The organism is Bacillus sp. 1021 (assembly GCF_014534735.1).
GTDB classification, from domain to species: Bacteria; Bacillota; Bacilli; order Bacillales; family Bacillaceae; genus Bacillus; species Bacillus siamensis.
The window spans coordinates 325,204-338,225 of the sequence record NZ_JACVSR010000004.1; the positions used below are offsets into that span (position 1 = coordinate 325,204).

General features: G+C 35.9%; 16 protein-coding genes and 3 pseudogenes. 12 read left to right on the plus strand and 7 right to left on the minus strand.

The window, feature by feature from the left end:
• The first annotated feature begins 120 nt into the window (after positions 1-120).
• The 4 genes and pseudogenes from ICW23_RS16110 (at position 121) to ICW23_RS16125 (ending at position 1,761) form a co-directional block, all read left to right on the plus strand.
• On the plus strand, positions 121-762 hold the full coding sequence (locus tag ICW23_RS16110; protein ID WP_188154784.1) for an FMN-dependent NADH-azoreductase: 642 nt from the start codon (positions 121-123) through the stop codon (positions 760-762).
• Between the two features lie 71 nt (positions 763-833).
• A pseudogene (locus tag ICW23_RS16115) lies at positions 834-962 on the plus strand (tetratricopeptide repeat protein); the annotation flags it as partial.
• Positions 919-1,038, plus strand: a complete 120-nt coding sequence (locus tag ICW23_RS16120) for a phosphatase (protein ID WP_076982778.1) — start codon at positions 919-921, stop codon at positions 1,036-1,038. The pseudogene ICW23_RS16115 and the gene ICW23_RS16120, both read left to right, overlap by 44 nt.
• A gap of 198 nt (positions 1,039-1,236) precedes the next feature.
• The gene (locus tag ICW23_RS16125; protein WP_188154785.1) at positions 1,237-1,761 is read left to right on the plus strand and encodes an NAD(P)H-dependent oxidoreductase; all 525 of its coding nucleotides are present in this window, start codon (positions 1,237-1,239) and stop codon (positions 1,759-1,761) included.
• Positions 1,762-2,209: 448 nt separating this feature from the next.
• Here the strand turns inward: ICW23_RS16125 and ICW23_RS16130 are convergent, their stop codons facing one another.
• The 3 genes from ICW23_RS16130 to ICW23_RS16140 form a co-directional block, all read right to left on the minus strand.
• Entirely contained in the window at positions 2,210-2,467 is a 258-nt protein-coding gene (locus ICW23_RS16130) for a MarR family transcriptional regulator (protein WP_016937150.1), read from the minus strand.
• A 148-nt stretch (positions 2,468-2,615) separates the two neighbouring features.
• The gene (locus ICW23_RS16135; protein ID WP_188154786.1) at positions 2,616-3,563 is read right to left on the minus strand and encodes an alpha/beta hydrolase; all 948 of its coding nucleotides are present in this window, start codon (positions 3,561-3,563) and stop codon (positions 2,616-2,618) included.
• 75 nt (positions 3,564-3,638) lie between these two features.
• Positions 3,639-4,058, minus strand: a complete 420-nt coding sequence (locus tag ICW23_RS16140; RefSeq protein ID WP_029575264.1) for an organic hydroperoxide resistance protein — start codon at positions 4,056-4,058, stop codon at positions 3,639-3,641.
• Between the two features lie 244 nt (positions 4,059-4,302).
• Here ICW23_RS16140 and ICW23_RS16145 point away from each other — a divergent pair, with 244 nt between their 5' ends.
• Both ICW23_RS16145 and ICW23_RS19125 read left to right on the plus strand, forming a co-directional pair.
• Positions 4,303-4,743 carry a MarR family winged helix-turn-helix transcriptional regulator gene (locus tag ICW23_RS16145; RefSeq protein ID WP_045925211.1) on the plus strand — a complete coding sequence of 147 codons (441 nt, stop codon included), beginning with the start codon at positions 4,303-4,305 and terminating at the stop codon, positions 4,741-4,743.
• Positions 4,744-5,034: 291 nt separating this feature from the next.
• Positions 5,035-5,115, plus strand: coding sequence for a hypothetical protein (locus tag ICW23_RS19125; protein ID WP_235714282.1), 81 nt, complete (start codon positions 5,035-5,037; stop codon positions 5,113-5,115).
• Positions 5,116-5,222: 107 nt separating this feature from the next.
• On the opposite strand, the gene ICW23_RS16155 is transcribed toward ICW23_RS19125, so the two are convergent.
• Entirely contained in the window at positions 5,223-5,666 is a 444-nt protein-coding gene (locus ICW23_RS16155; RefSeq protein WP_095242165.1) for an Rrf2 family transcriptional regulator, read from the minus strand.
• A 199-nt stretch (positions 5,667-5,865) separates the two neighbouring features.
• Between ICW23_RS16155 and ICW23_RS16160 the strand changes: the two genes are divergently transcribed.
• A complete protein-coding gene (locus ICW23_RS16160) occupies positions 5,866-6,504 on the plus strand; it encodes an NAD(P)-dependent oxidoreductase (protein ID WP_016937145.1) in 639 nt (212 codons plus the stop codon).
• 191 nt (positions 6,505-6,695) lie between these two features.
• Here ICW23_RS16160 and desA read toward each other — a convergent pair whose 3' ends face one another.
• Positions 6,696-7,724, minus strand: a complete 1,029-nt coding sequence (gene desA / locus ICW23_RS16165) for a Delta(5) desaturase DesA (RefSeq protein ID WP_188154787.1) — start codon at positions 7,722-7,724, stop codon at positions 6,696-6,698.
• 184 nt (positions 7,725-7,908) lie between these two features.
• On the opposite strand from desA, the gene ICW23_RS19290 reads away from it, so the two are divergent.
• The gene (locus ICW23_RS19290) at positions 7,909-8,040 is read left to right on the plus strand and encodes a molecular chaperone TorD family protein (protein ID WP_080752466.1); all 132 of its coding nucleotides are present in this window, start codon (positions 7,909-7,911) and stop codon (positions 8,038-8,040) included.
• A gap of 355 nt (positions 8,041-8,395) precedes the next feature.
• The gene (cspC, locus tag ICW23_RS16175) at positions 8,396-8,599 is read left to right on the plus strand and encodes a cold shock protein CspC (protein WP_003156143.1); all 204 of its coding nucleotides are present in this window, start codon (positions 8,396-8,398) and stop codon (positions 8,597-8,599) included.
• 619 nt (positions 8,600-9,218) lie between these two features.
• Here cspC and ICW23_RS16180 read toward each other — a convergent pair.
• Together ICW23_RS16180 and ICW23_RS16185 are read right to left on the minus strand one after the other, a co-directional pair.
• Positions 9,219-9,680: a CarD family transcriptional regulator gene (locus tag ICW23_RS16180; protein ID WP_016937143.1), complete on the minus strand. Its 462-nt coding sequence runs from the start codon at positions 9,678-9,680 to the stop codon at positions 9,219-9,221.
• A 326-nt stretch (positions 9,681-10,006) separates the two neighbouring features.
• Positions 10,007-10,730 (minus strand): annotated as a pseudogene (locus tag ICW23_RS16185) (T7SS effector LXG polymorphic toxin); the annotation flags it as partial.
• Positions 10,731-11,141: 411 nt separating this feature from the next.
• Here ICW23_RS16185 and ICW23_RS19310 point away from each other — a divergent pair.
• The 3 genes and pseudogenes from ICW23_RS19310 to ICW23_RS19130 all read left to right on the plus strand — a co-directional run bounded on the left by ICW23_RS19310 (position 11,142) and on the right by ICW23_RS19130 (position 12,957).
• Positions 11,142-11,312 carry a TauD/TfdA family dioxygenase gene (locus tag ICW23_RS19310; protein ID WP_223152404.1) on the plus strand — a complete coding sequence of 57 codons (171 nt, stop codon included), beginning with the start codon at positions 11,142-11,144 and terminating at the stop codon, positions 11,310-11,312.
• A gap of 160 nt (positions 11,313-11,472) precedes the next feature.
• A complete protein-coding gene (locus ICW23_RS16195; RefSeq protein WP_016937142.1) occupies positions 11,473-12,243 on the plus strand; it encodes a TSUP family transporter in 771 nt (256 codons plus the stop codon).
• 532 nt (positions 12,244-12,775) lie between these two features.
• A pseudogene (locus ICW23_RS19130) lies at positions 12,776-12,957 on the plus strand (BCCT family transporter).
• Positions 12,958-13,022: the final 65 nt, after the last annotated feature.

Here is a 13,022-nt window from a genome sequence, read left to right on the forward strand (position 1 = left end):
AACCCTCTTTAGGTATATTATTTGTTCCGTTTGACAAAAAAAAATACAGGGTTTATATTAGTGACTGAATCAATCGTCGATTAACTTAGTCTTTAATATAAATTAAAAGGAGAGTTTCAAATGAGCAAAACACTTATCATTAACGCACATCCAAAAGTAGATGATACATCGTCATACAGTTTAGGGGTAATGAACCACTTTTTAGAGGCTTACAAAGAATTAATTCCAGAGAGTGAAGAGCTTGAGCAAATTAACTTATATAGTGATGAAGTGCCTATGATTGATAAAACAGTTTTAAGCGCATGGGAAAAGGCAGGCAAGGGCGAAGAACTGACAAGCGAGGAACAAAAAGTAACAGAACGCATGACAGAAGTATTGGAACAATTCAAAAGCGCAAAAACATATGTCATCGTTATACCTTTGCATAATTTCAATATTCCATCAAAATTAAAAGACTATATGGACAATATCATGATCGCACGTGAAACATTTAAATATACTGAAACTGGCTCAGTGGGTCTGCTTAAAGACGGACGAAGAATGCTTGTCATCCAAGCAAGTGGAGGAATCTATACAAATAATGATTGGTATACAGAAGTTGAATACTCTCATAAATACCTGAAATCAATGTTCAATTTCTTAGGTATTGAGGATTATCAAACTATCCGAGTGCAAGGAACTGATGTACTAAATCCGGAGGGTGTATTACAAAAAGCAAATAAAGAAGTTGAAGAAGCTGCTTCAAGATTAGCAGGTAAATAAGAAATAGGATGAAGATCATTGTTGCTGGGGGGACTGGAGTAATTGGCCGAGCCCTCCTTCCTGCATTAATACAAAAAGGAAATTTAATGCTCTCTAATGAATATTATCGTATGAGTATTGAAGCAAGACGCAAAATAAAAAAAGGGGAGATTATTGATGAAAATCAGCCGGATTCTTCTGGCAGTGTTGATTTTAAGTAGTGTATTTTCAATAACTTATTTTCAAAGTGAACATAATACTGAGATCAAAGTTGCTGCAGATAGGGTAGGGGCATGAGGGTCCTAAAAAGGCTTAATCTTTTTTAAAAGGTTAAGCCTTTTTTGGGCTATAAATGTAATCGGTGCCCAATTAGTTGCCCTGAATTTTTGAAAAAGGATAAAATAGGTGTAATAAAGTTGCTATTTTAAAATTAGAATCAATTCATTATCGCAAAAGCAATAATAACTAATCGGCGAAGAAAGGATAATCAGTCAAATGAAAACATTAGTTATCGTTATACACCCTAATTTGGAAACGTCCGCTGTCAACAAAACCTGGATGAATCGTTTAAAGCAAGAGAATGACATTACGGTTCATGACCTGTACGGTGAATACCCTAATTTTATCATTGATGTAGAAAAAGAGCAGCAGCTCCTGTTAGATCATGAGCGTATCGTTTTTCAGTTCCCAATGTATTGGTACAGCAGTCCCGCGTTACTCAAACAATGGGAAGATGATGTGTTAACACATGGCTGGGCTTATGGAACTGGAGGAACTAAATTGCATGGAAAAGAACTACTCTTAGCTATCTCCTTAGGCGCACCGGAATCTGATTATCAAGCAGGCGGAGAATATAATATCACGATCAGCGAGCTTATCAGACCGTTTCAAGTCACTGCTAACTATATAGGAATGCGTTTTCTTCCTGCCTTTACACAATATGGGACACTTGACCTTTCAAAAGAAGATGTTAAGAACAGTGCGGAGAAATTGGTTGGCTATCTTAAAGCTGAGCATTGATCCGGTATTCGCGAGGGAAGCTGAAATAAATTATGTGTTGTGAAAATAAGGGTTTGTGATAGATTTTAATAAACTTAATTTCAAAGTTTTACATCGAATACTGAATGCAGGGGAGCATAGAGCGAGGGCTTAAAATTAATTACAGCAGGGCAATGAGTACATATTTCTTGATGAAATGTAGAGTTCCTTGGTCTCTAACAGGTGCCCAATTTATGCTCAGAATTCATGAAAAATGATGAAAATAGCTGTCAATAAAATAAACAGATGCTTTGAATAGAGGCTTTTGTAAATGACGACATGTTTTTACTAGGTTGAGGGCTCAGCGGGTGAATAACCCGTGGAGGTTCAAGCCCTCTCGGCCGCATCAATGATATCAAGGTTTAGACGCCCTTGGTATTTTTTTATGTGTTTTGTGACCAAAAGTGTCCACTAACTTATAGGAAGTCATCTAATTTGTCAGCCATCTCTTTTTGTTTATTAAGATGGTCATATACATGTCAAGAGGTCTATCCAGCAGCTCGGTTGCATACACACGTACATTCTTGGCGTTTCCGCCTTCTTTTTTTCTTATAATCAAATCGCGTTTTTCCAGACTAGAGATAATCTGTGATACAGCACCCCTTGTTCGGTTCCGCTTCAACGCTGCCTCAGTAACTGTAATTCCTGGGTTCTCTTCAATAACACTGAGAGTGTGTACTTCAACCATATGAAAGATCTCACCGGTACCATAATCACGTGCTGTTTTTATATAATCATTGTATGAATAAATATACGATCCACTCAATTATTTGAGTGGATCTGTTTGTTTTTTTATTTATTTGCAGCAGTCTCTATGTGACGAAACAATAGATGAATTAAAACCCTTTACGCAACCAGGCTGTGGCAAGATCAATTGCTCCGCGCGCAGCTTCAGTTTTAGCTAAGGCGTTGAGCATCACGAAATCGTGAATGATACCTTGGAAACGTACGGCAGTGACCGGAACACCGGCTTCACGAAGTTTATTGGCATATGCTTCTCCCTCGTCACGAAGTACATCAGCTTCAGCTGTGATAATCAATGCAGGCGGAAGCCCTTGAAGCTGCTCAGTAGTTGCACGTAGAGGTGATGCTGTAATTTCAGCACGCTCATTCGAATTGGTTGTGTACTGATCCCAAAACCACATCATCGCGTCCTTGCGTAAAAAGTATCCTTCAGCAAACTGATGATAGGATTCTGTATCGAAAGAAGCGTCTGTTACCGGATAGAAAAGTAATTGTTGCCGGATATTCAAGTCACCTCGTGCTTTGGCCATTAGCGTGACAGCAGCAGTCATATTGCCTCCAACACTATCACCTGCAATTGTTAGACTCTCGGGAATCATGCCGTTCTCACGGCCATTTTCAGATGCCCACTTCACTACTGCATAGATTTCTTCAATGGCTGTCGGATATTTTGCTTCTGGAGATAAGGTGTAATTTGGAAAGACAATAGCTGCTTGTGCTCCGACTGCTAGCTCACGGATGAGCCGATCATGTGTATGCTCATTACCGAATACCCAGCCGGCTCCATGAATGTACACGATGACAGGAAGGTGCGCAGGCGCATTCTGTGGGCGCATTATTCTTACTGATACCTGTCCGCTCGGCCCTCCTGAAATCATAATGTCTTCAATATCAACTGGCAGTTTATCAATTGGGTCAGATTGAACCTCATCTACAGCTTCTCGTCCTTTCTCAGGTCCAAGGTCGAATAGATAGGGTGGGTTCGCGGTTGCTTCTGCAAATTCTTGTGCTTCTTTTTCCAATTGTACTCTCTTTAGCATAAATCTCTCTCCTTATATATGTTTTAATCATTCTTTTTTTTATTCCATTACCTATTGATCTTGGCATCTTTCGTCTTACATTGCTGTTGTAATGATTTGTACATCAATATTTCCGCGAGTAGCTTTAGAATATGGACATACTTGATGAGCTGCATGTGTTAATTCTTCCGCTTGCTCTTGAGATACCCCTTGAATTTCCACCTCCAAAACAACTCCAAGTTTATAACCATTATCACTTTCATCTTTTAATAAACTTACTTTACCAGTAACAGCTGATTCGATTTTTAATCTTTTTCTTTGGGCGGCTAAATGAAGAGCACTGTCATAACAAGCTGAATAGCCTGCTGCAAATAATTGTTCTGGATTTGTAGCCGTGGATACTTGATTTGGTTTTGGCATAGCTAAATCCAAATCAATAATAAGATCATTAGATTTTACATGACCTTCTCTTCCGCCTTTTGTTGTAGCTTCTGCTGTAAAATATACTGTCATCATCAAACACTCCTCTAAATTAAGTTTAACACAATTGAATTTTAATCAATATAATTAGCGTTGTCAATTAAATTTTTAGAAATTAAATTGTTCTCAATTGAAAATCACAATTAAAATCCTCTAAATTATTGATTAGACTAAAATAAAGAACAGTGATTAATTAAATTGTTAGTCATTCAATTTTACTTAATGTAATTCTTGTGCTATTATGTGTAACAATGAATATAAATATTGTGAGGGATTTAACATGAAGAATGATGATAAATTACTGTTACGTAATCATCTATGTTTTGCGATTTATGCAGCTTCCCGTGAAATGATAAAGTTATACCATCCTCTCTTAAAAGAATTAGGAATTACTTATCCGCAGTATTTGGTTCTTCTTGTTTTATGGGAGAAGGAAAAAATATCTGTTAAAGGTTTAGGCGAAGAATTATATCTAGACTCCGGAACATTAACTCCAGTTTTAAAACGACTTGAGGAGCGAGGTCTTATTATAAGAGAGCGTTCAAAAGAGGATGAACGAAGTGTAATTATAACGTTAACAACTGAAGGGAATGAGTTTAAAGAAAAAGTCACATTGATACCTAATGCAGTATTTGATAAAACCGGTTGTAATGAAGAAGAAATTAAAAGTTATAACAAGGAAATTCGTAATTTACTTAACATGCTGACAACTGAGCAATAGTTATAAATGGTGGGCCTAGCGGGTGAATAACCAGTGGAAGTTCAAGTCCTCTCGGCCGCATCAATGATACCAAGGGTTTGATACCCTTGGTATTTTTGTTTTTAGAAAATTTATCTGTTACTGCCCAGTTACTTATAGTAAGTCGTATGATTTGTCAGTCACCTTCATCCTTCTGCTGACTGCGTGCGGCGGTAGTAAATATGATAATGATTAATGAAGTGATGAAGCAGGAGAAGAAAGTCAGAAAAGTAATGCGAGGATTCAGATGAGTACAAGAGAGATAACGCCATAATTCGTGTATATGATGACGGGAAGTATATTCAGCTTGCGTTTTATCAACCAGAAGAAAGTTCTCGCAAGCTTACTACTTGAAAAAGCCATTTTTTCAATCGAAAAATCAATATCAATACGGGGCTGGATTCAATATGATCCAGTCCCTTTTTGTTTTCACTCTGATAAAAGATTTTCCAGGGAGTTATTTAACAATTATTGGTCAATTTTTCTTTTTCAATAATATCCTTTACCACATCCTCAATTGTGATATGCCTAAGAGCTTTTTCCAAGGCAGATTGGGCGATTTCAAATATTGGACCAATTGTACTTTGAATGTTCCGGCCTACAGGACATTGAGGATTGGGATTTTCATGTATACTAAACAATTCTTTATCTTGAACAACATTAACTGCTCTATAAACATCAAGTAAGGTGATATCAGTTAAATCCTTCGCTAATTCGGCTCCTGCAATACCTGGCCGTACATTTACTAAACCTGCTTTTTTCAGCATCCCCATAATTTTTCTTATTAAGGCGGGATTTGTATTTACACTCCCAGCTAAAAATTCAGAAGTGCTAATTCCGTCTTCATTTATTTCAACAAGAGCCAATATATGAATTCCTACAGCAAAACGGCTGCTAATAGACATGATTTCTTCACCATCCTAATTACTTTACACTCTTTATAGTACACTTGTAACTGAATGTATTACAAGTTTATTTTACTCTAATATGCTCAATTAACAAGATGATAAACGTATTGACAAATAAACATGATGTAACTAAAATGATTACATGTAATCAATGTGGTTACATTTAAAAATGTTGAATTATTAGGAGGAATGGAAATTGAAAATTGGAATCATTGGTGCAACCGGAAAAGCTGGAAGTCTTATCTTGAAAGAAGCGGTAAGCAGGGGACATGAAGTAACTGCAATTGTAAGAGATGCTGCAAAACTTAAAGAGGATAAGATTTCAATCATTGAAAGAAATATAATTGATCTTACATCGGATGATCTAAAAAAGTTAGATGTAGCAGTTAATGCCTTCGGTGCTCCATTAGGAGAAGAACAGGCACATGTAGATGCTGGCCGGGCATTAATTAGGGCATTAAAAGGAACAGGTACAAGAGCTGTAATTGTAGGTGGAGCAGGGAGTCTTTATGTAGATGAAAATAAAACTGTCAGTGTAATGGATACACCTGATTTCCCTGAGATTTTTATTCCAACAGCTAAAGGGCAAGGCCGTAACTTGCAAGAACTAAAGGAAACTTCTGATATTAACTGGACATTTATCAGTCCTTCAGCGGTATTTGACCCAGACGGGAAAAGAACTGGATTTTATCAGTCAGGAAAAGATCATCTTCTTGTGAATTCGAAAGGCGAAAGTTATATCAGCTATGCAGACTATGCAATTGCAGTATTGGATGAAATCGAAAATCCAAAACATATAAATGAACGCTTTACAGTTGTTGGAGAAGCTGAATAAGTTATTGAGCAGAAACAAAGGCTCTCAGCCGTCATCTCAATGATACCAAGGGTTTTGACACTCTTGGTATTTTTTGTTGTAAGTGCATTTGGCATTAAAAAAGTGCTGATCTCTGCACAAAATCTTTGCGCGAGTCTGCACTTTTATTCTGCAAGATACATTGCCCATTATCATCGATTATGGGAGTGTTTTTAATCCGTTCTTAGCCGAGCTGATACTTGGCTTTTAGAAGTTTTTTTTAAGTGGTTAAAACCAACAAATTTTTTGCCTTCTTCATCCCATAGGCGGAACTTTAACGACTTAAGACTTGTTGCCAGTGTGATGGTCGGAACGTTTTGCAATGGTTCAGTGTTGTTATGTGCGATTTCAAGCTTATAGTTTGGGACTCTTGGGCTTAAATGATGAACATGATGGAAACCGATATTGCCTGTTAACCATTGCATGACTTTTGGAAGCTTATAAAAAGAGCTTCCTTCAACTGCTGCTTTTACATATTCCCACTGCTCATCTTCTTCGAAATATGAATCCTCAAACGTATGCTGAATATAAAACATCCAAATTCCGAGGGATCCCGATATCATAAAAATTGGCGTCTGGACCAGCAGAAAGTTTTTCCAGCCGATAGCCCAACATAAAAGTGCTGCCAAAGCGACGATCCCCAGGTTCGTTACATATGTATTCATCCGTTCTTTGCGTTTTGCCTCTTTACGATTAAAACGATTGGTTATCCCGAAGACGTAAATCGGTCCGATAATAAACATAACAAACGGATTTCTGTACAAACGGTACATTATTTTTGTCTTAGTTGAGGCTTCCTTATATTCCTCAACGGTCAGTACCCAAATATCGCCCGTACCGCGTTTGTCCAGGTTGCTGCTTGTCGCATGATGGACAGAATGATCGTGTGCCCAATGATCAAACGGATGCAGAGTCAGAATTCCTGTAATTGTTCCAAGGATTCGATTCGCCTTTCGGTTCTTAAAAAAGGAATAGTGGCAGCAATCATGAAAGATAATGAAGGTTCTCACTAAAAAACCTGCTGCAACGACAGAAATCGCTAATGTAAGGATATAAGAAATCGATAAGCTCTTATAGGCCAAACACCATAACAGAAAAAATGAAACCAATGTGTTAATGATTTGATAAATACTTTTTTGTGCATCGGACTTTTCATAAGGGGTAACCAGTTTTCTCAAAGTCCTTAGGTTTTGTTCATTCATTTTTAAAAGCTTCCCCTTCCCTGATGTTCTTAATCTGCGTATAGAAAACGTTTTATTGCCTTTGAAGTCCCAGCTGTCATACCCCATGTATAATAAGTATCTTTCCTCATCCTATGTAAAATGATTGAAGGTCAGAAAATGATCTCCATCTCGATTAAATCTTTATGAGCAATGGCCAGCCGGGATACAAAAAGCGTATGAAGATTATACCCAGCTCTTTATCGGGCCAAACTCTCTCCATGCTCCCCTATGGGGATCGGTCTATTTAGACCATAAACATTCATTGTTTGAGGAACAAACACTACAGTATACCTGAGTGATCGTTTGGAAACATCTGCAGAAACAAAGCTATACCAGTGAACAGCCCTGCTTTTAAAAGAATATCTTGTACTTGAACAAGAAACAGCTGAGCTTTTTTGAAGACACTCGTGATCCATTTTCACGGTGTTTTCAAACCATCGTTATTAGTAGGCATCTTATTTTGCACTCGTATCGACACGTTTAACAAAATGAAACATGATATTAATTTGCAGTTATTTCCGTTTCGTGTTATGATAAAGGAGAATTATTTTTGTTCGTGTAAAGGATAGTATGAATATCGACTTTTCGTCTTGATGATACTTTGGGCAAGGATAGTAATACAATGTGTAACACACTAGGAGGCAACAAAAATGGAACAAGGTACAGTTAAATGGTTTAATGCAGAAAAAGGTTTTGGATTTATCGAACGTGAAAATGGAGACGATGTATTCGTACACTTTTCTGCAATCCAAAGTGACGGATTCAAATCTTTAGACGAAGGTCAAAAAGTAACGTTTGACGTTGAGCAAGGTGCTCGTGGAGCCCAAGCTGCTAACGTTCAAAAAACTGCTTAATCTTCAATCGTTTATACAAACAGGCTCTTTTATAGGGCCTGTTTTTTTATGTTCTCTGTATAATACTGAATAAAAAACCCTACTCAACGTTCGAGTAGGGACAGATGCTACAAGGTAAAAAAAAGGTTTAAAACCTCAAAGGATTGTTTACAGTATAACATAACGGATTGACGATATGTGGAATATATATAAATGATTTGTAACGGTATGTTATTCTTTGTTACAATTCGCATATCTCTTTTATGAAAAGAAGATAAACAATTGCTATTCACTGTGGAAGCAGTTGTAAGAAATTCTTAAAGATAAAGAGGAGAGGGGTTGTTTTTTCTTCTGGAAATAATCACTTAGACCTAAAACAATGAAAAACCTGCCTCTCTTCCATCCTTACGTCTCCTTGTCCGTGCCAGTGTGAATCAGGATTACAAAAATCAAGTGACTATTCCATCGAGTTTTTGATAAAAATTAAAATGTTCGTTGAAGAAAATTAAAAATAAAACAGATTAGATTGCAGGAGTAATAAAAGAGGTTAATGTTCTAAAAGTAAGTTGAAGAAGTTAAACGTCTAATCGTAATTTTCCGAAAACTTAAGGATGTTTTGGAAAGCAAACATTATCTAACCTTAACAGAAACTTTTTATTTGATTTTCAGTGATTCCTTTAATAACTTCCAGTTCACTAATCAAAAATTCATATGCACTATCCAACATTTTTTTTTCGCTTGCATTAAGTGCTTTTTCTTTCTTCATACGCATTAAATCACGTACAACTTCAGCACCTTCTTGGATTTTACCCGTTTTTATTTTGTCTGTGTTTACTTTATATCTTTGTTTCCACGGCAGCAACTTATCTGATTCTCCATGCTGAAAAATGTGGATAATGTGTTTTAATGCAAGTATATCAGTAACTGGTCGTATATTTAAACTCATTATTTTACGCGTTGGAATCATAACTGTCATATGACTGATTGACATTTTTATGACATAATAATGTTCTTTTTCCTCTAAGAATTCTTTTTCTTCTATGGCTTCAATTATACCTGCTCCGTGCATTGGATAAACAATGTTATCGCCAATTTGAAACATATCATCCACCTCCATATATGGTAACTCAACTTAAGGTTAACATATATGGAAATCGATATCAAATTTATAATAATAACATGATAATTTTTTGGTGTCAATAACTTTTTTTAAAAAAACAACATCAAAACAAGAGGGAACCATTGTGTTTCCAAAAAAAGGGAAGTTCGATTGGTCCGTGTATATCTTAGAATCTCGACTAATGATCAGAGTTCAGTTTTTCATTGAAAATGAGTTATTAAATATCCATTAGGAGTTCATGACTTGACATTAATGACATGTTTTCAATCTACATGGGCACAATTTAATCACCGATTTTTAACCATTACAAGCTGTTTCTTCAAATCTTTTATTTCACGTTTTTTAGCTTCTTCTTTTTTGATCTTTAAATAAGCTTTAGATTGCTTTTCGATATCGCCTTTTTTCTTATGTATGTCACTGTCGCGATATGCCTTGGCATTATAGTGAATGGGTGTAGCATTTTTGCCCTTACCTGTTGACTCCTGTAACTTTTGAAAGTCTGCTTTAATGAATTGTTCGTTAGGTCCAGTCAGTGCATATTCAGTTTTTAAGTGTTCGTCCACATCGTCTATTTTATCAACCGTCTTTTTCCGTTTGTTTTCGGCAGAAGAGAGCTCATCCTTAAAAGTCTCTGTTGAAAATAAATCAAGTGGAAGAATGTCATCAATATCACTCAGTATATCTTTCATTGCTTTCTTCTGCTCGGACATCATTGCTTGTGATTTTCTATATGCGTTTGTCAGTTCGTGTTCTAAGAAGGATTCTTCGACATATGCATCGGATAAGCTGGCATGTTCCAGCACATCGGAAATGCTAAAGGAAAACGATCTTCATTTCAATTAAATCAATCCATTGAACGGAGACACCTGTGTGATCGTGAAAAAATGCTTTAAATATTGTTTGCTCCCGTCCCAGAGAACTCACAATCATCAAGATCAGCAACAGCCTTAAATGCTTTTTCAAATTAATCATTTGATTTTTCAATTCTTTATAATCTTTTTGGCGACTTAATAACCAAATATCACCATAGATAAGTTATGGGCTTCCCAAAAAATTGTTGAAGGATAGGTAATAAATTGAACGTAATGGGAATAGAAGTGGGAAAGTAAGGGTGGTTTTTGTTAACTAATTATGGTTAACCCAACTTATCCAAACATATAGAAATGATGAATGTGGAGTTAGAAAGTGCAATGCAACAAACCTTCATTACAAGTGAAATGGATTTACAATTTTGAGTGCCTTTTTGAAACACACCTGAATTTTTGGTGTGTTTTTGAACGTATCCATACGTGTCACCTAAAGGAAATGAATAAGATGTGGAATTTTTAAAAAATTTTTTATATACTGGAATTAAATCATTAAGGGATTGAAATGAAAAAGATTTATTAAACCGGACTTATGTATTCATGGTTCCTTAATGGAAGGATTAAATGATGAAGCCAGATGGGCATTAGAAGAGCTGAAAAAGCACTATCGGAAGTGTCTTCAGGAGTAGTTCTAAAACCTGGTGACCTTATTATATTAGACAACCATTTAGCGGCACATGCTCGAACGGCCTTTAAACCAAAATATGGGGAAAGACAGATGGTTACAAAGAATGTTTGCTGTAGTTGATAGTAATAAATCAAGTGCAAGTCGTTCTATTAAAAGTCATGTATGTATGCCTTTAAAAATCGAACTTGAATTGCAAAAATAATGGACAGAGTGATCAAACTATTTATTGAAAAATAGTTTGATCACTCTTATTATTTACCATTATGGGGGGATTTTATAAGTGGAGGATATTAATTTTTATACACTATTAATAGTAGTATGTTTCGGATTTCTTGCTTCTTTTATTGATTCAGTAGTGGGAGGAGGAGGACTGATCTCTATACCAGCTTTGTTATTTTCAGGTCTCCCGCCTTCAGTTGCTATCGCTACAAATAAGTTAGCCAGTACAATGGGTACATTAACGAGTACGATTTCCTTTATAAGATCAGGAAAAGTTAATTTTCAGTTAGTCTCTAAATTGTTTCCGATTGTTTTTATAGGGTCCTTATTGGGTGCTTTAGTTGTCAATTTTATTTCGTCTGAATTATTAAAACCATTAATATTAATTCTTTTAGTAGGTGTAGCTATTTACACTATTTTGAAGAAAAACTGGGGTAATGAATCTACTTATAAAAAACTGACTTGGAAAAAAGCCATTCTTTTTTCTTTTGTAATATTCGCTATTGGTTTTTATGATGGATTTTTAGGTGCAGGAACGGGTTCATTTATTTTATTTGCCTTTTTGATTATAGGCTTCGATTTTTTACAATCTGCAGGAAATGCAAAATTTCTTAATTTCGGCAGTAACATTGCAGCTCTAATTATGTTTCTTTTTCTTCATAAAATTAATTTTTTATATGGTGTACCAATGGGTATATCAATGATATTAGGAGCGCTTGTGGGATCTAACTTCGCAATTAAAAAAGGTGTAACCTATGTGAGAATGTTATTTATTTTAGTTACTGTTATCTTAATAGGAAAAAATATCTTTGATTTTATAATGCATTATTGATGATGGCGATATGAGTATTTCTGTTGCAGTCTGCATACTAATTAATAGGTAAAGAAAGTCGAAAAGGTTTACGAAATTCGTCATACAAATTAAAGTTTTGAATGAAAGAGCAGGATGACTCCTGCTCTTTTTCTTTCTATTGGGCTAGATTAAACACAGACGGTTATTCCTTGGGAAAAACAAAAAAAATTTCTTCTATCCATTGATTAGCTTGGCTTTAGCCGGGTTTCTATCACCCTGTTGGGCTTGTCAGGTTTTAAAAAGGTATGCTACGTTTATAATGTTTTGTTTCACCTGATTGCGGGGTAATAAAGATAGGATCAGTAAATAATTCTTAGGAATGACCTCAATCTTTCTGCAACACATAATAAACATATTGGAAGACGTAATGGAAGAACTAAAATAAAGGTTTAGGATACTTTGAAGAAATAAAAGTTTTTTTGATTGTGATAATATTCACAATAGAGCTGTATGAAGGAGAATCATTTCTCCAAACAGTCTGCAGAAAATATCAACCACAGCCCAAGGATATATCACTAACCACTTTGGCTGGCATTATCTGTTGGTTGTTTCTCTTTTTGTTGTGTTTGTATTATTTTTAGTCCAATCGGCAAAAATAAGTTAAGAAAACCATCGGAAAAGCTGAATTTCATCCTTCTTTCCTGGTTTACAATGTTATTTGGCGCTGAGATGGATATTGGTCCAGTCTTTTAAGGTCCAGTTGAACCAATCGCCACTATGCCATTAGCTCTCCATCAGGTGAAACAGAAACCCCCAGA

Excerpts from the sequence above, each read along its gene's own strand:
- ICW23_RS16145 (WP_045925211.1), top strand. The coding sequence starts at position 4,303 with ATGAAGAATGATGATAAATTACTGTTACGTAATCATCTATGTTTTGCG.
- ICW23_RS19310 (WP_223152404.1), top strand. The coding sequence starts at position 11,142 with ATGGGCATTAGAAGAGCTGAAAAAGCACTATCGGAAGTGTCTTCAGGA.
- ICW23_RS16180 (WP_016937143.1), bottom strand. The coding sequence starts at position 9,680 with ATGTTTCAAATTGGCGATAACATTGTTTATCCAATGCACGGAGCAGGT.
- ICW23_RS16155 (WP_095242165.1), bottom strand. The coding sequence starts at position 5,666 with ATGTCTATTAGCAGCCGTTTTGCTGTAGGAATTCATATATTGGCTCTT.
- ICW23_RS16130 (WP_016937150.1), bottom strand. The coding sequence starts at position 2,467 with ATGGTTGAAGTACACACTCTCAGTGTTATTGAAGAGAACCCAGGAATT.
- ICW23_RS16120 (WP_076982778.1), top strand. The coding sequence starts at position 919 with ATGAAAATCAGCCGGATTCTTCTGGCAGTGTTGATTTTAAGTAGTGTA.
- ICW23_RS16125 (WP_188154785.1), top strand. The coding sequence starts at position 1,237 with ATGAAAACATTAGTTATCGTTATACACCCTAATTTGGAAACGTCCGCT.
- cspC (WP_003156143.1), top strand. The coding sequence starts at position 8,396 with ATGGAACAAGGTACAGTTAAATGGTTTAATGCAGAAAAAGGTTTTGGA.
- ICW23_RS16135 (WP_188154786.1), bottom strand. The coding sequence starts at position 3,563 with ATGCTAAAGAGAGTACAATTGGAAAAAGAAGCACAAGAATTTGCAGAA.
- ICW23_RS16140 (WP_029575264.1), bottom strand. The coding sequence starts at position 4,058 with ATGATGACAGTATATTTTACAGCAGAAGCTACAACAAAAGGCGGAAGA.
- ICW23_RS16110 (WP_188154784.1), top strand. The coding sequence starts at position 121 with ATGAGCAAAACACTTATCATTAACGCACATCCAAAAGTAGATGATACA.
- desA (WP_188154787.1), bottom strand. The coding sequence starts at position 7,724 with ATGAATGAACAAAACCTAAGGACTTTGAGAAAACTGGTTACCCCTTAT.